The organism is Pseudomonas sp. NDM, assembly GCF_003105095.1.
Taxonomy (GTDB): Bacteria; Pseudomonadota; Gammaproteobacteria; order Pseudomonadales; family Pseudomonadaceae; genus Aquipseudomonas; species Aquipseudomonas moraviensis_A.
Map to the genome: position 1 here is coordinate 24,059 of NZ_QETJ01000024.1, position 20,825 is coordinate 44,883.

The following is a 20,825-nucleotide window of genomic DNA, read 5'->3' on the forward strand; positions in this document are numbered from 1 at the left end:
CTGCCTCAAGCTCCGAAATAAGCCGCGGTGACCGTCGCCGGGTCGCCATCCATTTTTATTTTCCCGTGCTCCAGCCACAGCACTCGATTGCAGGTGTGCATGACGAGTTCGCGCGAGTGGCTGGCAATCACCAGGATATTGGTCGATTTCACCAGCTCGTTCATGCGGATTTCGGCTTTGTGCTTGAAGCCTTCATCGCCCACCGAAAGCCATTCGTCCATCAACAGGATTTCCGGTTTTATCGTCGTCGAAACTGCAAACGCCAGACGCAAGTGCATCCCTGACGAATACGTACGGATCGGCATGTCGACGAAATCCCCAAGCTCCGAGAACTCGATGATCTCGTCGAGCTTTTCAGCGATCTCCGACTTGGTCATGCCAAGAATGCCGCCGCGCAGGAAAATGTTTTCCCGGCCGGTCGCCTCCGGATCCGTACCCAGTGATATGTCGATCAACGAGCCGATTTCTCCCTTGATCACGGCGGTGCCGGAGGAAGGTTCGTACACGCTGCTGAGCAAGCGCAGCAGCGTGCTCTTGCCGGCGCCGTTGTGTCCAAGGAGACCGACCCGATCCCCGTCGCGAAGTGTGAACGTCAGGTCTTCGAGAGCTCTGACAATCACTCGACCCTGTTGATCCGCACCTAACTGACCGCCGGTAGCCACTTGCATCAGACGCTTTTTCAGCGAGCGCCCGTTCGCGTTATAGATCGGAAAATCTACACAGACATTTTTGAATTCGATCAAGGACATTAGTCGTTCTTCTCAGAGCCAGTATGCGATGCGGCGCTTGTAACGGCCATAAACCACGAGCGCGAAAGCCCAGCCGACGACGGCCATGCCCAGGGAAACCCACCAGTTGGTGGCGGTTGGCAACTGCCCGATCAGCGGTGATCGAACCACCGACATTACATGGTAGGCCGGGTTGAGATCGAGCAGGTACAGACCTGCCCGTTGCGGCAGCAAGCTTGGCATCCACATGATTGGCGTGAGGTAAAACACGACTTGCAACAAACTTCCGACAATCTGCGGCAGATCACGGTAGCGCGCACACAGAATGCCCAGCAGTAGGGCGATCCAGGTCAAGTTGAGCAGTGCCAGGAAAAAACCCGGAATGCTGATCAGGGCCAGCCACGTCAGCGGCTTGCCGACGGCCAGCAGTACCAGTGGAAAGATCACGATGTTGTGACCCAGAATCAGGATGTTGCGCCAGATCATGCGCATGATGTGGGCAAACAGGGGGATCGGTAGTTGCTTGATGATGCCTTCGGCGGCAATGAAGCCGGTGCAGCCTTCGGTGATCACCGTGGACATGAAACTCCAGAGAATCATGCCGATAGCGAGAAAGGGCAGGAATTCCTGAATCGGAGAATTGAAAATCTGACCGAAAACCACGCCGATCGTGGCGATCATGACACCCATGCTGATGGTCAGCCAGAACGGTCCGAGTGCCGACCTTCTATAGCGCTGTCGAACGTCCTGCCAGCCTAGCATCCCTACTAAAGCGTACCGTCTCGTCGCGGCGATGATGTCCGACACGGCGATACTTACTGAACCATTGCGCATTAATAGCACCAGATTGTTGATCAAAAAAACACGCCATTTTAGGCTTGGGTGCGGGGAGTGTCACTCTTTCTGAGTTATTTCTTTATTGCCTGTCGCACGCGCTGGGAGATTTCAATCGGTAGCAGCAACTTCTTGATTTATATATCCGTGTAGGTGTGGCAGGGATCGGGCAGAATGCAATCCTCGACATGCGGAGGAATGTCATGGGCTGCTGGCATAATGATCCTGTTACGCCTTGCGAACAGCTTTGGTATCGTCGTTCCGAGCCGCATTCTGTATGATCTGCAAGATTTCATGGCTCTTCCACTTAGAGCTCAATGGGCGCACATGACACAACGGAGCCTGGCAAAGGCTCTCTAATGGAGTTTAGAGGATTCGCATGAAAGCTATCGTTACCGGCATTACTGGGCAAGACGGCGCCTATCTGGCGGAACTGCTGCTGGAAAAGGGTTATACGGTGTACGGCACCTACCGTCGAACCAGTTCTGTCAACTTCTGGCGCATTGAGGAGCTTGGTATTGAAAAGCATCCCAATCTGCATCTGGTCGAGTACGACCTGACCGATCTTTCGGCCAGCATCCGTCTGCTTCAGACCACTGAAGCGACTGAGGTTTACAACCTCGCAGCCCAGAGTTTCGTTGGCGTGTCATTCGATCAGCCTCTGACTACCGGTGACATTACCGGCATGGGTTGTGTGAACCTTCTGGAAGCGATCCGGATCGTCAATCCGAAAGTGCGTTTCTACCAGGCGTCGACTTCCGAGATGTTCGGCAAGGTGCAGGCGATTCCCCAGATCGAGAGCACACCTTTCTACCCGCGCAGTCCTTATGGCGTTGCCAAACTCTACGCGCACTGGATGACCATCAACTACCGCGAGTCCTACAACATCTTTGCCACCAGCGGCATTTTGTTCAACCACGAGTCGCCACTGCGCGGACGCGAGTTCGTTACCCGCAAGATCACCGACTCCGTGGCGAAGATCAAGCTGGGCCTGCTCGACAAGATGGAACTCGGCAATCTGGACGCCAAGCGTGACTGGGGCTTTGCCAAGGAGTACGTCGAAGGTATGTGGCGCATGCTGCAGGCAGACGAGCCGGATACTTTTGTACTCGCGACCAACCGTACCGAAACCGTGCGTGATTTCGTCACCATGGCCTTCAAGGCTGTCGGGATCGATCTGGCCTGGAGCGGTGCGGCTGAAGACGAGAAGGGCACAGACCTGGCAACTGGCAAGGTGTTGGTCACGATCAATCCGAAGTTCTACCGTCCTACCGAAGTCGAGCTGTTGATCGGCAACCCTGCCAAAGCCAAAGCGGCGCTGGGCTGGGAGCCAAAAACCACGCTTGAAGAGCTGTGCCGCATGATGGTCGAAGCGGATCTGCGTCGAAATGAGAAAGGGTTTTCGTTCTGATGAGTATTGCCGGTAAACGCGCGTTGATCACAGGTATTCAAGGTTTCACCGGGCGGTACATGGCTGCTGAGCTGAAAGCCGGTGGCTATGAAGTGATAGGGATGGGTACACAGCCGTCGGATGAACCTGGCTATTATCAGGTTGATCTGGCCGATGGTCCTGCCTTGCGCGAGTTACTGGCAACTATTCAACCCGACGTGGTAATTCATCTGGCCGCACTCGCCTTTGTGGCCCACGGTGCGGCCGATACCTTTTACCGCGTCAATCTCATCGGCACCCGTCACCTGCTTGAAGCCGTCGCAGCCTGTGGCAAGGTGCCGGACTGCGTGCTGCTGGCAAGCAGTGCCAATGTCTATGGCAATGCTTCGGCGGGTTTGCTCAGCGAAACCACACCGCCAGCACCGGCCAACGATTACGCAGTCAGCAAACTGGCCATGGAATACATGGCCAGTCTTTGGCATAACCGCTTGCCGATAGTGGTGACACGTCCTTTCAATTACACCGGTGTCGGCCAGGCCGAGAGCTTTCTGCTGCCGAAGATCGTCGCTCATTTCCGTCAGCGTGCGGACAAGATCGAGCTGGGCAACCTTGATGTGTCTCGCGACTTCAGTGATGTGCGTGCAGTGGTCAAGGCTTATCGCGGTTTGATCGAGGCGCGGCCTGTTGGCCAGACGGTCAATGTGAGTTCGGGCAAAAGTCATTCCCTGCGTGAAGTGATCGACATGTGTTCGGCTATCACGGGGCATCAACTTGCAGTCGAAGTGAACCCGGCGTTCGTCCGAGCCAACGAAGTCAAAATCCTGTGCGGCGACAATACCCGTCTTTGCGAGCTGGTCCAGGGCTGGGACACGCCAAGGCTGGAAGAAACTCTGAGCTGGATGCTTGCGGCGGAATAAATGAAGCTAGTTCTTTCAGTTGAGCCGATCCGCTTTCCGCTGACTGGCATCGGCCGCTATACCTATGAACTTGCGCTGAGACTTCAGCAAAGTCCTGAAATTACCGACCTGCAATTTTTTGCCGGTCGACGTTTTCTGCCTGAACTTCCCACAGCTGCCAATGAGTCAGGCAGTGGCTACGGCTTGAAGCGTGCGGTGCAGAAGAACTTCCTGGCAGTTGAAGCTTATCGGCTATTGATGCCGATGTTGCGAAAGGCTGCCCTGAAAGGTCACGGGGATTTTCTCTACCACAGTCCCAATTATTATCTGCCGCCTTTTGCCGGGCGCAGCGTGGCGACGTTTCACGACCTGTCGCCCTTCACCTGGGCGCATTGTCACGCGCCGCAGTTAGTCCGTTACCTGCAAAAAGAGCTGAAAACCACACTGGTCAGGGCTGATGCCCTGATCACTGATTCGGAATTCACGCGACAGGAACTGGCCAGCTATTTTTCCTGGCCCATCGAACGAATCCATACTGTGCCGCTGGCCAGCTCTCCGGAGTTCTTTCCTCGCGCGCCGCACGAGCTTCGCGATGTGCTTGCACGCCATGGCTTGAAGCCCGATGGCTACACGCTTTTTGTCGGTACGATCGAGCCACGCAAGAACATCGAGACCTTACTCGCCGCCTATGGTCGATTGCCCCTTGCATTGCGAACCCGTTGGCCGTTGATCCTTACCGGGTATCACGGCTGGCGCAACGACGCGATTCACGAGAAGCTCGAAAGCGCCAGGCGTGAAGGCTGGGCGCATTATCTCGGATTCGTTCCCAGCGCAGACTTGCCCCTGCTGTTTGCTGGTGCACGTCTGTTCGCGTTTCCGTCGCTTTATGAAGGTTTCGGTCTACCGGTGCTGGAAGCCATGAGCTCCGGGGTGCCGGTGGTCTGCTCCAATAGTTCATCGCTGCCTGAGGTGGCGGGTGATGCTGCGCTGATGTGCGCCGCGCTGGACGTCGAAGCGCTGACCGGTCTTATCGAACGCGGGCTGACCGATCAGTGTTGGCGCGATGCCGCCGTCATCAAGGGAGTGAAGCACGCTCAAGGCTTTTCCTGGGAGCGTTGTGCTCGAGAAACCCTGCAGGTCTACCAAAAGGTTATCGACGCCAAATGATCAAGGTTCTGCACTTCTTCAAAACCTATTACCCGGAAACGATGGGCGGGATCGAGCAGGTCATTTTCCAGATAGCCCAAGGTGGCGCGGAACACGGGTTTTCCTCCGAAGTGCTGTACCTCAGTGAACGGGGCGCTGCTCGTAATGAAACAGTGGGTAATCACCTGACCCATCGCTCCAGGCTGGATATGCATGTTGCCTCGACGGGATTCTCTCTGTCCGCGTTCAAGGATTTTTCGCAATTGGCCAAACAGGCTGACGTGGTGCATTACCACTTCCCATGGCCTTATATGGACCTGGTCCATTTTGCGACTCGGCATGGCAAACCCTCGGTACTCAGTTATCACTCCGATATCGTCAAGCAAAAGACACTGCTCAAGTTGTATCAGCCACTGATGAACCGCTTTCTCTCCAGCGTGGATTGTATCGTGGCGTCTTCACCTAACTACGCGCAAAGCAGTCCGGTGCTGTCACGGTTCCGCGACAAGGTCGAAATCATTCCTTATGGGTTGGACAGGGCTACCTATCCGGTCGTGCCCGAAGCCAGGCTTGATTTCTGGCGGAGCAGGGTGGGGTCGAAGTTCTTCCTGTTCGTCGGTGCCTTGCGATATTACAAGGGGCTCGATTACCTGCTGGATGCGGCAAAGATCAGCGGACTGCCAGTAGTGATCCTCGGGGGTGGGCATCAGGAGTCCGAACTAAAAGAGCAGGCTGCGCGGCTCGGCCTTGCCAATGTGCATTTCCTGGGAGGGTTGGGTGATGAGGACAAGGCTGCGCTGTTGACGCTGTGTTATGCCTTTGTGTTTCCATCACACTTGCGTTCGGAGTCATTTGGCATCTCGCTGCTTGAGGCGGCGATGTATGGCAAACCGCTCATTTCCTGTGAAATCGGTTCGGGTACGACCTTCATCAACATTGCTGGTGAGACTGGTCTTGTGGTTCCGCCTCGAGACTCCGGTGCCCTTGCCAGCGCAATGTTGACGTTGTCGAACGCACCTGAGCGCGCTCAGGCCTTCGGTGAGAATGCGCAGCGTCGATACTCTGAGGTGTTTTCTGCGCAATCCATGGTTTCAGCGTACGCGGCAATCTATCGGCGCTTGCTGCGAAAGCCCTGAGGTCCGAGTGCTTCGCACAAGCGTCGTGGAATCTTCCGTACAGCCATCGTGAGCGCGTCGGCTCAATCTGCATGTAAGGGCGTCTCGCGCGGCGCCCTTACACTGACATCCGATTCTCAATTCAGCTGAAATACCGGGTTGGATATCGCAGCTTTTGCAATCATGAACGCAATTGGTACGGCGACCACAAACAAAATGCCCAAGGGAATCAGGACTTTTGCCGAAGTCGCTCGTGCGCACTGTTTTGAAACTCCGAACGCAATCGCACAGTAAGCCATCACATGCAGAGGCAAGAAAAACCTGGTCTCAATGGCGCCCGGAAGAATTGCGAATACCGGCAGCACAATAACCGCCAGCCAGCCAATGCGATATAGGCCCTGCGCCGGTTTGTCCGATTTTCGAATCACTAAAAGGAATAAGCAGATCAGTCCAAACAAAGCGGTTGCGATACTGGTCGCCGAACGAACGTCATTTTCCTTGGAACGAACCTTTGTGTAGGTGTCATAGTCGCGAACATCCAGCCCGTTCACAAAATGCTTGGTGTATATCTTGAGGAATGAAACCGGTTCCGAGAGGAGCAGTTGGAAGTACCACGGTAGTGTTGGAACAGTACCTTTAAACTTTAATTCTTCAGTCAATCGCACACCTATCGGATCGAGATAGAAGATAGGAAAGATTGCGCCGGTCTCTGTGTCGTGGCCTGTTTCATAACGCTGCAGGGTAATCCCCCATTTCAGCTGACTTGCAAAAAGTGAAGCGTCGTTGACGCTCGCGACAACCAGCGGGGTTGCAGAGTCCAAGTGCTTTTTGTTTATCAAAGACTGAGGAATGGCTGCGATCGCCGAGCCGATAACGAAGAACGCCAATAACAGCATTTTTTTACGCAGGCATTGATTCTTAAGGGCGAGCAGGGGAATAGCCGGCAGCAAGGCAATGAGAGTGAACAGATAAATCGTTCGAGTATTGTATGCCCCGTATGCCAGTACCCCTGCCACGATCATCAGGACGATTGCTGTTGCAACACTCTTTTGCTCGCTTGCTTTGAGAATCAGGGCCAGCGCGCCAATGATCAGGCAGAAAGCGGGAAGGTCGCTAAGTGTGTAAGCAATCAGCGGCGGGAAGAAAATGGCTACCAGCGCGGGAACCAACAGGCGGCGCGGCAGAGTGACTTTGCCCCCGATGACCTTGCTGAACACGTATGGAAGCGAAATGCACAGTGAGTAGGAGAAGGCCAGTGCCTGGATCAAATGGACAGCCAGATATCCCGTTGCAGGATAAGCGTCGAAGAATATCCTCGCTGGCGAGAGCAGCAATGGATAAAAGTAACCGCGCAAAGATTTTGGAAATGAAAAATCCCAGACTTTTGAGCTCAGGTCCCAATAGTTATAGGCATCACCCAGGAATGTCTGTGGGTTGATGTAAAGCTGGGCCATGAACATCAGTAGCGTGGCCAGTATGAAGGCGACGAATTTCTCGCTTAGTCTGAAGGTATACATTGCCGATTGCTCTGACGGGGTGCGGGTATCGATTTTCATCGCATCCATGTTGTTGCTCCGTTTTCAACGAAGAGTGTGCTGGCTCGACGTGAAATAAATTCCGATAAACCCCGCATCTGCATTTTTGACTCGGCAAGGATGCGGGGCTGCAGGGTTATTCAGGTACGATCTTGACCCAGTCCAGCCGGGCAGAGTAACCGTAGTAATCATGGTTCGGGACCGTCTCGAACTCGAGTACATTGCGTCCCGTTTTCAAAAGTTTAGGGTCCACTGTCCCAGTGAACTTTCCAACCTCGCTCCATTCAACAGGAATCTCTGCGCCGTTGATTCTGAACTTCATGTTGCTGCGGCTCGCCTCGTTCGGGAACGCGTCGAAAAAACCGCTCAGTACGTAAGGCGCGTTTTTCGGCTCGATATCGAAGTAAAGTGACGCTTGCGGTGCATTCATCCAGGCCGTAGCAATGTGATTGAACCGGCGAGGTTCCCAATCTGCGTCGCGCCATCCAGAGCCAGCCGTAGGAAGGTCGAGATTCCACCAGTTGCCAAAGCCCCAGGAGTATTCATCTTTGGCCAATTGGTCGCGAAATTTGAAAAAGTCAAACCACGGTTTGGTTTCGGTAATTCCACGGTAGCGCAGGCTGGTCGGCGTATCGCCCGATTCCAGCTCCGTGCGGTAGGATGCCGATAAACCATTTTCCGCGTTCGGCTTTCTGTCCCCGACTACCACCGTGACCACTTTCGACTTGGAGAGCTTCATGCTCGGGGTAGCGGGTGCCAACTCCATGCCTGGGCCAGTAACAGGCGATGGAAAGTTGAATGTCCAGTCATCTTTGCCCTCCTCGCAAGTGCCCTTGCGTTGTACCGAAGGTGTTGGAGCTTGCCATTCGCGACTAGGCATATAGCAAACCTGAATGTCGTTGACGGGTTTGCCATAAATGTAAGTAAGAACGTTTGCCAGATCAGGATTCAAGAACATCCAGACATGATTGAGCTGATTGTTGTAGTCGAGTATCAACAGGGTCTTATCAGCTGCGTTGCCGTCGAAATTTTGAACAATGTCCCTGAGCGCGAGCTGCTGTTGCCTGGAAATTTCAATGTAATGGTGAAACTGGAACAGCTGGAAGGCGAGGCCAGTGAAGATGAGCGCGGCGAATCCTGCCGAGGTCAGTGCTTTGGATGCTTTGCTCAAAGCCCAGAGCATTGAGACTGCGAACAGGACGGCGCCCGGTGTGGCGAATAAAAAGGTCCGTTGGCTGATCGCCATATGCGGAGGCGAAAGCAGAAACGGAGCGTAGCCGATGCAAATAAGGGCGAGGCCGATCAAGGCGAGCCGGAAAACGATTGCGAGGTTGGCGCTTTTTTCTTCGAATGCGACGGGTTTTACTGATCTCTTCAAGAAGACATAAATCAATCCCATCAGTAGTGCAGTCGCAACTACCAGGTACCAATAACTGATTATCTCGATGCGAGTGATGCGCAGTGCATCGATCCAGCCGCCGAAGATACTGCGAAACAGGCCCACTTTGAACAGATTGGGATAGTACGTCATCAGCGTCGTCAGTGCGCTGCCGCCAGCCAGCACGCTTTGATAGCTTTTTACCAGCGGCGCAGTATGAATGACATAAGCAATATACGTCAGGGCGCCGGAAACCCAGATCACGTAGTACAGGCAATTGTCTTTCAGATTCGAAAACAATCGCTTGAATCCCGTCTGTGCGAACGCGACCAGAAACGGAATTGCGACGAGCAGCAGGGAGGCTTCATACATTGCACTGGCACAAGCCAGCAGGAAGCCAGCAGCCAGGCTCAGGAGTGTCCCGCGGAGTTTGCTGTTCTGGTCAGTTGCTGCGAGCAGCAAGACGCTGCCAATCAATACCAGGCTCAATGCCCAATTGATGTGGATCGCCCGGAACGAGAGCTGCATCGTGTCAGCTGGATAAATGATGACCAGAATGCTGGCGAACATTCCCCATTTGATAGAGCCTGTCACCCGCGTGGTAAGCAAACTCAATGAGGCGCCTTTGATCGTCAGTGCAACCATCAGCAATATGTGCCAGAAATTGAAACTGTTCGGGTCGAGAAAATAAGCAACCGCGTGGGGAAATACCGTCAGTGGTCGCAAGGCATGAGCAGGCAAGGGGCTTGAAATGTCTGTTACGAAAAACAGCCCCGCTCTGCTGAAGAGGCCGATTACACCCCATTCCTCAATAAGCCCGGTCAGCAAAAATCCGAAGGGCAGCCATATGAACACAACGGTCAGCAGTGCCGGAGCCAAGTGGGCAAGCCATAGCATCGACCTGCTATAGGTATGAATAGGCATCGCAGGCAATGCCGGTTTCGTAGTTGTCATGGGGCGCCTGTTAATCCTTCGCGGGCTTGGTTTTATGAGTTGCCTTGAGAACGACTTTGTTTAGAAGGTAACTTGAGGGTAGGAGAAGCAATATGACCAGAATCGGTGCGACAGCCTTGTGCATATTCAAGTGCTCGACCAGCACATTGAGTAAAACTGCGCCGAGTACGTACTGCACGAGATAAATGCTCGGATAAACAAGCATGCCGATTACCGAGTGCTCGACCTTGAACACGACTTTCGAGTTGAAGAAGTAGGCAAAGACTATTCCGGCAACATAGGCGATCGCATAGGCTATCTGGTAGTTGATCACATAGCTGAGCAACAGATAGAGGCAGTAGGTTATTCCGGTATTGAGTCCGCCGCCGATCAGGAAGCTGATCCAGCGGCGAACTTGCGGATTGTCCTTCAGTGTAGTCACGGCGTTGTTTTTTTTGCGGTCAGCTTGGTGAACTCTGAATAATCACGGATGTAATCGTCAGCTTCGTAATAGTCCGAGGTGAACACCAGCAGTACCGCATCTTCGGAATATTTGTACTGGATGCCCCAGGTCAGTGGCGGCAGATAGATGCCCTTGTTCGGAGCATCGAGCATCACTTCTGCTCGGTTGGTACCGTCGTCGACTACCACTGCACAGCTGCCTTTGACGCAAATCAAAAACTGGTGGCACTTGTGGTGGGCATGCTCTCCGCGGGTCTTCTGGCTCGGGACATTGAACACGAGAAAATAACGCTTGGGGGTAAACGGGATTTCCTTGTGGAACTCACCCACGGAGAGGTCGCCGCGCATGTCCGCAATGTATTTGAAGCGGTGGGTGGTGACATCGCCGACGCCGATACGTACTACCGCATCATCCTGCTCCTGGGTTTTGACGGCAGGAGTCTTGGTTGCATCACTGGATGCGGAGTTTTCCACGTAGCCTGTTATACGGGCCGGAGAGCCGGTCACGATGGCGTACGGAGGTACGGATTTGGTAACGACCGCACCTGCACCCACCATTGCGCCGGTACCGATGGTGACGCCAGGCAGAATGACCGCGCCGCCACCAATCGAGGCGCCGTCCTGAATGACCGTCTGCGAAAACGACTCCGGATATACCTTCGAGCGTGGGAACTTGTCGTTGGTGAACGTGGCGTTCGGGCCGATGAATACGTCGGAGCCGATCCGCAAGCCGTCCCACACGTAGACACCGGACTTGATGGTGGTGCGATCACCGATCACCACGTCATTTTCAATCAGTGAGTGCGAGCAGACGTTGACGTCGTCACCAATCACCGCGTCCGGGAAGACCACAACGTATTGCCAGATGCGTGTGTTCTTGCCGATCTTCGAACTCTTTACATCGGCGCTGGCGTGGATGAACGGCTCAGTCATTGGAATGTTCCTTGTTGTCGAGTTTCATGCAGACAATGGCAAGCGGTCGCTGCTTGCTGTTTTCGTAGGCGCGCCAGGCATAGGTGCCCACGAGTCCCAGGCCGAGCAGATTGAGTGTGCCCAACAAGAGCACCACCAGCATGGTGGCGGCATACCCTGGTACCTCGATAGCTCCAGACAGCTTCGCAATGATCACCATGAAACCGATGAACAGCGAAATGAGCGAACCCATGGCGCCCATGCGTGTGAGCAGTCTGATCGGGTAATCGGTAAACGCGAACACACTGTCCATCATGTACTCGAGCTTCTTCTTGAAGGTCCACGCCGATTTGCCTTCCAGGCGTGTCTGCCGTTCGTATTCGATGAACTTGCGCCGAAAGCCGAGCCAGAAAATAAGCGCAATCAGCGACGAGCGCGACTCGTTCAACTGCAGCAGCTGCTCGCGAAACGCTTTGTTGCAGCCGAAGATGTCGACCCCTCCTGGCGGCATGTCGTGCACCACCAGGCGGCGATACAGGCCCCAGAAGATCGATGACGCCATCCGACTGGAAAACGGATCCTGGCGGGCGTTGCGCGTACCGATGGCGACGTCGCACTCATCGTTGGCAAGCGACCTGAAAAAGTTGATCAGGAGTTCTGGCGGCTCTTGCAGATCAGCGGCCATCACACCGAAATAATCACCCTTGGCAGCCATCAGGCCGGTGCGTATGGCGGGGAACGAACCGAAGTTGCGCGAGTGGGCCAGCAATTGTGCGGAAAAGCTCATTGCGCCCAAAGCCTGTTTGAGCAGCAGAAACGAATCGTCAGGGCTGCCGTCCACGACGAATACCACCTCGAGCTGGTTCTCGAGGGTGGTGTTCATGTCCGTCAGCGCCTGGATCAGCCGGGGGATGGAATCCGCGTTTTTATAGACCGGGACGATGACCGAATATCTCATGCAGCCCATCCATTGACCGCAGCGATGACGTTGCCGACTTCTGCATCGCTCATTTCCGGGTAGCAGGGCAGCGTCAGGATCAGCGATGCCAGTTGTTCGGTATTGGCCAGGCTCAGGCCGGCAAACTGCTCACCGAACACCGGTTGTTTGTAGTCGGGAATCGGATAGTGAACGTCGGAGGCGATCTGCGCCTGACGCAAGTGCTGCTGCAGGGCGTCGCGCTTCGAGGACTTGATCACATACAAATGGGCCACCGAGGCCAGGCCTGCATCCTGCGCATGGCTGACCTCTGCGTGACGGATCTCGGTGCGGTAGCGCTGGGCAATTTCGCGACGGCGGGCATTGCCCTCATCGAGGTGCGGCAGGAACTCGGACAGGATGGCTGCCTGCATTTCATCCAGGCGGCTATTGCGGGCGCCCGCGAGCTCCACGCAGTACTTGGAGGACCAGCCGTACTGACGCAATTGCGCCACACGCTGGGCTATCGCAGCCGAATTGGTCACGACAGCGCCGCCGTCGCCCAGGGCGCCGAGATTCTTCGTAGGATAGAAGCTGAAACTGGAAGCGTCCCCGAAGGTACCCACCCGCTGACCATCGCGCTCGGCGCCATGAGCCTGGGCGCAATCTTCCAGCAGGGCAACCTTGTGCGCCGCGCAGTACGCGGCGATCGCCTTGATGTCCGGCACTGCCAGACCATACAGGTGGGTGACGACTACGGCTTTGGCCCCGGCTTCGATCGCCTGCTTGACGCTCGCCAATGTGACTACATGAGTGTCCAGGTCAACATCCATGAACAGCGGAGTGGCGCCGATGGCCAGTACCGATGTGGTGGTGTACATGCCGGCATTGGCCACTGTAGCGACCTGATCGCCATCAGCGACACCGAGTGCCTTGAGCGCCAGCTCAATGGCGTCGGTTCCATTGGCGACGCTGACGCAATGGCCAGCCTGCAGATACTCTGCGAATGCCGTTTCAAAGCGTTTGACTTCCGGTCCTAAAACCACCCACCCGCTGTCGACCACGCGCTGCACCGAAGCATTAATCTGCGACTTGAACTTGTCGATCTTCGCTGCGAGGTTGTTGATCTGTTGCATGGGTGCTCTCCATTTCGAAGCAAAAGGCGTCTGCTATCTTGATTTTGGCCGGTGTTAGCCGAGATTTGGCGTGATGACGGATCTGAAAATCCTGTAGCGGCGAGCGCTCTGATCACTTTTCCGCACGGATTCTATCCGTACCCTGAGTCCGCTCCAACAGCAAAGTGCAATTAGCGCCAGTGTCGGGCTTTGCGGGGGATGCAGCGTGCAGCATTGCTATCGCCACAGAAGTGGCTATGACGTCGACGATTCAATAAACTGCCCGCCTCAAGTCGATAGCCGATCCGATTTTCCTGGCGTCGCGCCACACGCGCAGTTCCGCCACTTGCAACAGCGTCGCTGCAGTGTGTTTGCAGCATCCATTTCTTCCAAGGGTCGCCCATGAGCACCAAGACATTTCTGGTAACGGGTGGCAACGGTTTCGTCGGCCGGGCATTGATCGGGCAATTGCTCGCGTCAGCCGACTGCCGTGTCGTGGCCCCTCTGCGCCGCGCCGAAACGGCCGTCGACCCTCGCATGCGTGCGATCCAGTGGTCCGGTCTTGGCAGCGGGCAGGATCTGTCGGAAGCGCTGCAGGGCGTCGATTGCGTCATTCATGCGGCAGCCCGGGTCCACGTCATGAACGAGGTGGCTGTTGATCCGCTGGCAGCGTTTCGTCAGGTCAATGTCCAAGGCACTCTGGATCTTGCCCGGCAAGCTGCGGCGGCCGGAGTGCGGCGTTTCATCTTCGTCAGTTCGATCAAGGTCAATGGCGAAGGTACTCCGCCGGGCCGGCCGTACTGCGCCGACGACGTACCTGCTCCGGTCGATCCGTACGGTATCTCGAAATACGAGGCGGAGCAGGTGTTGCAGGCGCTGGCGAAGGAGACTGGCATGGAAGTCGTGATCATTCGACCGGTGTTGGTTTACGGGCCTGGGGTCAAAGCCAATTTCCTCGACATGATGCGCTGGCTCGTTCGAGGCGTGCCGCTGCCATTCGGTACTGTCGACAACCGACGCAGCCTGCTGGGGCTGGACAATCTGATCGACCTTTTGCTGACGTGCGTCGAGCACCCGGCCGCTGCAAACCAGGTATTCCTGGCCAGTGATGGTGAAGATGTGTCGACCACTCAACTGTTGCGCAGGCTTGGCATCGCGCTCGGCAGACCGGCCCGGCTGGTGCCGGTCCCTGTCGGCTTGATGAGCGGTGTGGCCAGGTTGCTGGGGCGTGAAGCCCTGTCGCAGAGAATCTTCGGTTCTCTGCAGGTCGACATCAGTAAGAACCGCCAACTATTGAACTGGGTGCCTCCTGTGCCCCTTGATCGCGCCTTGAGCCTGACGGCGCAGCATTTTCTGGATACTCGCGAAATATGAATTACGGATGGTTCATCGCGATCATCGCGCTTTTCTCCCTCACGCTGACTTGGGCATTGCGCCATTACGCACTGTCACGCAGTCTGATGGATATTCCCAACGCGCGAAGCTCGCATTCGGTGCCAACCCCGCGCGGGGGCGGGGTGGCGATTGTTCTGACATTCATAGTGGCGCTGGTTTATCTGCTGTGGCGGGATCTGCTCGCGTTTGCGCCATTTCTGGCCATCGCCGGGGCGGGTACGCTGGTCGCCGTGGTTGGTTTCATGGACGACCATGGACACATCGCCGCACGCTGGCGCTTGTTGGGGCATTTTGCCGCGGCGATCTGGTTGCTCTGGTGGATGGGCGGACTGCCTGCCTTGCGGATTTGGGGCGTGCTGGTCGACCTGGGCGTTGTCGGTGATGTGCTGGCGGCCTTTTATCTGGTCTGGCTGCTCAACCTCTACAACTTCATGGATGGCATCGATGGTATCGCCAGTGTCGAAGCCATTTGCGTGTGCCTCGGCGCCTGTCTTCTTGGCTGGCTGGGTGGCTGGCCGCAGCTGATATGGGCCCCGTTGTTGCTCGCAGTTTGCGTCGGCGGTTTCCTGTTCTGGAATTTCCCGCCCGCGAGGATCTTCATGGGCGATGCCGGCAGCGGGTTTCTCGGTATCGTGCTGGGAGGCTTGTCGCTCCAGGCGGCAGGACAGAATGGCGAACTGCTGTGGGGCTGGTTGATTCTGCTCGGCGTATTCATTGTCGACGCGACGTTCACGCTGTTTCGGCGCCTGCTGCGCGGCGATAAAGTTTATGAGGCGCACCGCAGTCATGCCTATCAATATGCCTCTCGTCGGTTTGGCAGTCATCTGCCCGTCACTATTGCCGTTGCCGTGATCAATATGTTTTGGCTGTTGCCGATTGCCGTGGCCGTCATGCATTTCGGTCTGGACGGGAGCGTGGGCATTATTGTCGCCTATGCTCCTTTGCTGTGGCTGGCGATCAGGTATCGCGCCGGCGAACTGGAAAAGAGCTCGGAGATCCGCGGGTAACAGTTCTGTCATTTGGGTTTACAGTGCAGGGCATGCCAGCAGTTGCGCAGAGGGATACAGCAGTTGAAGGGAGAAAACTGAGTGTTTGAAGAGTTGATGGACAAGGTTCGGGAACGGCTCGTCGCATTGCCAAGGCGACGCAAGCGCCTGATTCAGGTGGCAACGGACATCGTCCTGGTCTGGGCAGCCCTGTGGCTGGCGTTCATCGTGCGCCTGGGCATCGATGACATGTATAACCCGTTCAGAGTGCATGTCTGGCTGTTTGTCTGCGCACCCGTGGTCGCCATTCCCCTGTTCATCCGCTTCGGTATGTACCGGGCGGTCATGCGCTATTTCGGCAATGATGCCCTGATTGCCATCATCAAGGCCGTCAGTCTCTCTTCGCTGATCCTGGCCGTTGTCGTGTACTGGTACAGCAACCATGAGGCTGTGGTCCCACGTTCGATCATCTTCAATTACTGGTGGTTGAGCCTGGTCATCATCGGCGGACTGCGCCTGTGCATGCGCCAGTACTTCATGGGCGACTGGTTCACTGCAGCACAGCACGTGCCCTTCACCAATCGTGATAACGGCCTGACCAAGGTCGCCATTTACGGCGCCGGCGTCGCCGGCAATCAGTTGGTTGCCGCGTTGCGCATGGGCAAGGTGATGCGCCCCGTGGCTTTCATCGACGATGATGCCAGTATCGCTGACCGTTCGATCTCGGGTCTGCATGTCTATAAACCCAAGCACATTCAGGAAATGATCGACGTCACCGGTGCGCAGGAAATCCTGCTGGCCCTGCCATCCTCCACCCGGGCCAGGCGGCGGGAAATCCTCAATCTGCTCGAGGGTTTTCCTCTGCATATCCGCAGCGTGCCGAATTTCACCGATCTGGCCAGTGGCAGGGTGAGAGTCGAGGATATTCAGGAAGTCGACATTGCTGACCTTTTGGGGCGCGATGCGGTGCCGGCACAACCGGACCTGCTCCAGCGCTGCATCAAGGGCAAAGTGGTCATGGTGACCGGTGCCGGTGGGTCGATCGGATCCGAGCTGTGCCGGCAGATTTTTTCCTTGGAACCGACCACGCTACTGTTGTTCGATCACAGTGAATTCAATCTCTACAGCATTCTGTCCGAACTCGAGCAGCGCAGTTGCAGGGAGTCGGGAAAGGTCAGACTGCTGCCCATCCTCGGCTCCGTGCGCCATCCGCACAAGCTGCTGGACGTGATGAAAACCTGGCACGTCGACACTGTTTATCACGCCGCCGCTTACAAACATGTACCCATGGTCGAGCACAATATTGCCGAAGGTGTGCTGAACAACGTGATCGGCACCTTGAACACTGCGCAGGCCGCCCTGCAATCGGGTGTTGCCAATTTCGTGCTGATCTCTACCGACAAGGCTGTACGCCCGACCAATGTGATGGGCAGTACCAAACGCCTGGCCGAGTTGGTGCTGCAGGCGCTCAGTCACGAGATTGCTCCGGTACTGTTTGGCGACAAGTCCAACGTTTCAAGGGTCAACAAAACCCGCTTCACCATGGTTCGGTTCGGCAATGTGCTGGGGTCGTCCGGCTCGGTGATCCCGTTGTTCCACAGCCAAATCAAATCCGGCGGGCCGCTGACAGTTACCCATCCGAAAATCACCCGCTACTTCATGACCATCCCCGAGGCGGCGCAGTTGGTGATTCAGGCCGGCTCCATGGGGCAAGGTGGCGATGTATTCGTGCTGGACATGGGCGAGCCGGTGAGGATCGTCGAGCTCGCCGAGAAAATGATCCATCTCTCCGGTCTGAGTGTGCGCTCGGACCGCAATCCGCAAGGCGATATTTCCATCGAGTTCACCGGGCTGCGTCCCGGCGAAAAGCTCTACGAAGAGTTGTTGATCGGCGATAACGTCGCCGCCACCCCGCATCCGATGATCATGAGCGCCCATGAGGACCATCTGCCATGGGATGTACTGAAAGCCCGGCTAAGCGAACTGCTGTCAGCCGTTGATAGCGACAACTACACCCACGTCCGGCAGCTCTTGCGCGAAACCGTCAGCGGCTATACACCCGACGGCGACATCGTCGACTGGATCTACCAGCAACGCCGCCTTGAGCCTTGATTGTTTCACATTCTGTAACGCACGCATTTTTGACATCGCTCCAGCATGACCTACGTTTGTAGAGCAGCTTCGGAAAAGCTGCTTTCTAAAACGATGATGGAGCGTCACTTATGCGTACCGGTTATTTCTACTCGCTGATCTTTGCTTTCCTCACCAGCGCCTCGATCGCTGCCATTGCTGCCCCTGTAGCCCCGACCGAGACAACAAAAGCGCCTTCGCTGATGGAGGCGGCTGCGCCCTCGGCAAGCGCGAAGGTCGATCTCAACGGCGCGGATGCGGCGACGCTACAAAAGGAGCTGTCGGGTGTGGGAGAAGCGAAGGCGCAAGCGATTGTTGCGTATCGTGATACAAACGGGCCGTTCGCATCGGTGGATGAGTTGCTGGAAGTGAAGGGGATCGGCAAGGCGATTCTGGATCGCAACCGTGAAAAGCTGGAAGTGAACTAAGCTGACAGTTTAACGCCGAGAGGCCGGTCATTGACCGGCCTTTTTATTGGCTGTCGACCAGTGGAGGCTTACAGGCTAAACATTACGGGTATCATATTGCGCCTTGATTATGCCTATAATAAATTCCGCTTGGGGCTGATTCAGCAGCCGAAACGGCAGCGGCCGAGCTGCTCGGCATTTCGTCGCTGACGCAGTAGCCGAATCGCAGCACGCCGCGATACGTCGAATATTTGAATTGATAAAGGGGTCACCACGGTATGAACCAACGTCGAGTCGTCGTCACGGGCATGGGCCTGGTTTCACCCTTGGGCAGTGATGTTGAAATCGTCTGGAAGCGTTTGCTCGCCGGGCATTCCGGGTTGCGCAATTTGCCTGACGCGGTCGTGGCTGATCTGCCGACCCGGGTGGGCGGCAGTGTGCCGACGGTCGAGGAGGACGCCGAGGCCGGGTTCGACCCGGATCGCGCGACGCCACCCAAAGAACAGAAGAAGATGGATCGCTTCATCCTGTTTGCCATGGAAGCGGCGCGGCAGGCTTTGGAGCAGGCCGGCTGGCATCCAGCGGACCCTGAAAGCCAGGAGCGCACGGCGACGATCATCGGCTCGGGCGTCGGCGGCTTCGGGGCCATTGCCGACGCCGTGCGTACCACCGACAGCCGTGGTCCTCGGCGTTTGTCACCGTTCACCATTCCATCGTTTCTGGTCAATCTCGCGGCCGGTCATGTCTCGATCCAGCATGGCCTGAAAGGGCCGTTGGGCGCACCGGTGACCGCATGTGCCGCCGGGGTTCAGGCGATCGGCGACGCGGCGCGGTTGATTCGCTCGGGAGAGGCGGACATCGCCGTATGTGGCGGCGCGGAGGCGTCGATCGATCGCGTCAGTCTGGCCGGTTTCGCCGCCGCGCGGGCGTTGTCCAGCGGTTACAACGACACCCCTGAGAAAGCTTCCCGTCCCTTCGACAGCGGGCGCGATGGCTTCGTGATGGGTGAGGGGGCCGGCCTGCTGGTCATCGAGTCGCTGGAGCATGCTCTGGCGCGGGGGGCAAAACCGTTGGCCGAACTGGTGGGCTACGGCACCACCGCCGATGCGTATCATCTGACCGCCGGGCCAGAAGACGGCAGCGGCGCGCGGCGGGCGATGCAACTGGCTTTGGCCCAGGGTGGCGTGACGCCGGCGCAGGTGCAACATCTCAACGCTCACGCCACTTCAACGCCGGTTGGCGACCTGGGCGAGTTGGCCGCGATCAAGGCGGTGTTCGGTGCGCAGAACAAAATCGCCGTAACGTCGACCAAATCCGCCACCGGTCATTTGCTCGGCGCGGCGGGTGGGCTGGAAGCGATTTTCACCCTGCTGGCGATCCGTGATCAGGTGGTGCCGCCGACGCTCAACTTCGAAAACCCGGATCCAGCGAGCGAAGGGGTGGACATTGTCCATGGCGAGGCGCGGTCGATGTCGATCGAGTTTGCGTTGTCCAATGGCTTCGGTTTTGGCGGGGTCAATGCGAGTGTGTTGTTCAAGCGCTGGGGAGGTTAATCGGTCGATTGCTTGAGATGCTCGCGGGTGACGTCGAGGATGCGCTGAGCGAAGTCGGCATCGGCGACGCTGCGCGACAGCAGCAGTGCACCCGCCAGGGTCGCCATGATGACAATGCTGCGATCGGCAATATTGTCGCCTGCGAGTGTGCCTTGAATCTGGCTGAGCCGAGCATTGAGGACTTCGTCGCTGGTTGGGCTCGGCTGGCCGCGCAGGCCCAGCTCTGAGGAAATGGTCAGCAGCGGGCAGCCTTCGTGGGGCGAGGTCTGATGCCACTCTGACAGGTAGGTATCGATAAAGACCTGCAGAGGGTTTTCCTGCGCGAAGATGTCTTCGCACAGGCCCGCGACCTGCGCGCCGGCCGCTTGCAGGGCTTTTTCGACCAGTTCTTCCTTTGATTTGAAGTGCGAGTAGAAACCGCCATGGGTCAAGCCGAGGGCTTTCATCAAAGGTTGCAGGCCGGTCGCGCCGATGCCGTCCTTGCGAAAGCGCGCCGAGGCTTCCTTGATGATGCGCTGATGGGTCTGGGCTTTGTGATCTGGCGAGTAACGCATGTGGAGCTCTCCGCGACGATGTTGCCATCTTAACCACGGAAGATTAAATGGTGACTGTACTTCTAAAATCTAAAAAGCCTGCCAGTAAGTCCGATTGCATTGGAAAAACCAACCCCGCCATTGCAGCGGGGTCTGGTGTCAGCGGTCCTGTGCGTCCTTGGCATCCGCTTCGGCATTGCGCTGCGCGACGCGCTTGCGTTCTTCATCGGTCAGTTCGACCTTGTTGGCGGTGTCGCGCAACATCATCAATCCGCCAACAATCGAGCCGATCGCAACGACCAGAATCAACCAGGCATACCAGGGCATAACGGCTCTCCTTAATGGCAGCTCGACGGGCGAGGATTTCGCCGTGCGATGCTGCATACCACTTTTGAGCGAAGTGAACTCGCAGTGGTTCCCTTCCAGGCCGCTTGCCCCCGGGTGGATCCCAAATTTTTGTA

At 56.5% G+C, this 20,825-nt stretch carries 19 protein-coding genes; 9 read left to right on the plus strand and 10 right to left on the minus strand.

All coding sequences use genetic code 11. The features are described from left to right. Positions 1–5 precede the first annotated feature (5 nt). Both DCO47_RS08405 and DCO47_RS08410 read right to left on the minus strand, forming a co-directional pair. A complete protein-coding gene (locus DCO47_RS08405; protein WP_039760008.1) occupies positions 6–749 on the minus strand; it encodes an ABC transporter ATP-binding protein in 744 nt (247 codons plus the stop codon). A gap of 12 nt (positions 750–761) precedes the next feature. Next, positions 762–1,562, minus strand: a complete 801-nt coding sequence (locus DCO47_RS08410; RefSeq protein WP_039760005.1) for an ABC transporter permease — start codon at positions 1,560–1,562, stop codon at positions 762–764. A gap of 379 nt (positions 1,563–1,941) precedes the next feature. On the opposite strand from DCO47_RS08410, the gene gmd reads away from it, so the two are divergent. The 4 genes from gmd to DCO47_RS08430 are packed head-to-tail and all read left to right on the plus strand — an operon-like array spanning position 1,942 to position 6,130. Beyond that, a complete protein-coding gene (gmd, locus tag DCO47_RS08415; protein ID WP_039760002.1) occupies positions 1,942–2,973 on the plus strand; it encodes a GDP-mannose 4,6-dehydratase in 1,032 nt (343 codons plus the stop codon). Then, positions 2,973–3,869, plus strand: a complete 897-nt coding sequence (locus DCO47_RS08420; protein ID WP_064361513.1) for a GDP-mannose 4,6-dehydratase — start codon at positions 2,973–2,975, stop codon at positions 3,867–3,869. The genes gmd and DCO47_RS08420 overlap by 1 nt, the downstream gene beginning before the upstream one ends. Further along, positions 3,870–5,015 carry a glycosyltransferase family 1 protein gene (locus DCO47_RS08425; protein WP_116657893.1) on the plus strand — a complete coding sequence of 382 codons (1,146 nt, stop codon included), beginning with the start codon at positions 3,870–3,872 and terminating at the stop codon, positions 5,013–5,015. Next, entirely contained in the window at positions 5,012–6,130 is a 1,119-nt protein-coding gene (locus DCO47_RS08430; RefSeq protein ID WP_116657894.1) for a glycosyltransferase family 4 protein, read from the plus strand. The genes DCO47_RS08425 and DCO47_RS08430 overlap by 4 nt, the downstream gene beginning before the upstream one ends. A gap of 116 nt (positions 6,131–6,246) precedes the next feature. On the opposite strand, the gene DCO47_RS08435 is transcribed toward DCO47_RS08430, so the two are convergent. From DCO47_RS08435 to DCO47_RS08460, 6 genes are all read right to left on the minus strand, one after another. Beyond that, the gene (locus tag DCO47_RS08435; protein WP_064361516.1) at positions 6,247–7,674 is read right to left on the minus strand and encodes a hypothetical protein; all 1,428 of its coding nucleotides are present in this window, start codon (positions 7,672–7,674) and stop codon (positions 6,247–6,249) included. 106 nt (positions 7,675–7,780) lie between these two features. Then, complete coding sequence (locus DCO47_RS08440; protein ID WP_116657895.1) at positions 7,781–9,976, minus strand: hypothetical protein; 2,196 nt, start codon at positions 9,974–9,976, stop codon at positions 7,781–7,783. 10 nt (positions 9,977–9,986) lie between these two features. Next, on the minus strand, positions 9,987–10,397 hold the full coding sequence (locus DCO47_RS08445; protein WP_223259132.1) for a GtrA family protein: 411 nt from the start codon (positions 10,395–10,397) through the stop codon (positions 9,987–9,989). Then, positions 10,394–11,350: a WxcM-like domain-containing protein gene (locus DCO47_RS27460; RefSeq protein WP_042607921.1), complete on the minus strand. Its 957-nt coding sequence runs from the start codon at positions 11,348–11,350 to the stop codon at positions 10,394–10,396. The genes DCO47_RS08445 and DCO47_RS27460 overlap by 4 nt, the downstream gene beginning before the upstream one ends. Continuing rightward, positions 11,343–12,287, minus strand: coding sequence for a glycosyltransferase family 2 protein (locus DCO47_RS08455; RefSeq protein ID WP_042607920.1), 945 nt, complete (start codon positions 12,285–12,287; stop codon positions 11,343–11,345). The genes DCO47_RS27460 and DCO47_RS08455 overlap by 8 nt, the downstream gene beginning before the upstream one ends. Then, a complete protein-coding gene (locus DCO47_RS08460) occupies positions 12,284–13,381 on the minus strand; it encodes a DegT/DnrJ/EryC1/StrS aminotransferase family protein (RefSeq protein WP_064361518.1) in 1,098 nt (365 codons plus the stop codon). The genes DCO47_RS08455 and DCO47_RS08460 overlap by 4 nt, the downstream gene beginning before the upstream one ends. Positions 13,382–13,762: 381 nt before the next feature. Between DCO47_RS08460 and DCO47_RS08465 the strand changes: the two genes are divergently transcribed. From DCO47_RS08465 to fabF, 5 genes are all read left to right on the plus strand, one after another. Next, positions 13,763–14,734, plus strand: coding sequence for an SDR family oxidoreductase (locus tag DCO47_RS08465; RefSeq protein WP_065616871.1), 972 nt, complete (start codon positions 13,763–13,765; stop codon positions 14,732–14,734). Continuing rightward, complete coding sequence (locus DCO47_RS08470) at positions 14,731–15,762, plus strand: glycosyltransferase family 4 protein (RefSeq protein ID WP_116657896.1); 1,032 nt, start codon at positions 14,731–14,733, stop codon at positions 15,760–15,762. Before DCO47_RS08465 ends, DCO47_RS08470 begins: the two co-directional genes overlap by 4 nt. A gap of 96 nt (positions 15,763–15,858) precedes the next feature. Beyond that, complete coding sequence (locus DCO47_RS08475) at positions 15,859–17,853, plus strand: nucleoside-diphosphate sugar epimerase/dehydratase (RefSeq protein WP_116657903.1); 1,995 nt, start codon at positions 15,859–15,861, stop codon at positions 17,851–17,853. A gap of 110 nt (positions 17,854–17,963) precedes the next feature. Further along, positions 17,964–18,299 carry a helix-hairpin-helix domain-containing protein gene (locus DCO47_RS08480; protein WP_116657897.1) on the plus strand — a complete coding sequence of 112 codons (336 nt, stop codon included), beginning with the start codon at positions 17,964–17,966 and terminating at the stop codon, positions 18,297–18,299. 257 nt (positions 18,300–18,556) lie between these two features. After that, positions 18,557–19,831: a beta-ketoacyl-ACP synthase II gene (gene fabF / locus DCO47_RS08485; protein WP_116657898.1), complete on the plus strand. Its 1,275-nt coding sequence runs from the start codon at positions 18,557–18,559 to the stop codon at positions 19,829–19,831. Here the strand turns inward: fabF and DCO47_RS08490 are convergent. After that, on the minus strand, positions 19,828–20,385 hold the full coding sequence (locus DCO47_RS08490) for a TetR/AcrR family transcriptional regulator (RefSeq protein WP_042607914.1): 558 nt from the start codon (positions 20,383–20,385) through the stop codon (positions 19,828–19,830). The genes fabF and DCO47_RS08490 overlap by 4 nt on opposite strands. 138 nt (positions 20,386–20,523) lie before the next feature. Beyond that, complete coding sequence (locus tag DCO47_RS08495) at positions 20,524–20,691, minus strand: DUF2897 family protein (protein WP_016770901.1); 168 nt, start codon at positions 20,689–20,691, stop codon at positions 20,524–20,526. Positions 20,692–20,825: the final 134 nt, after the last annotated feature.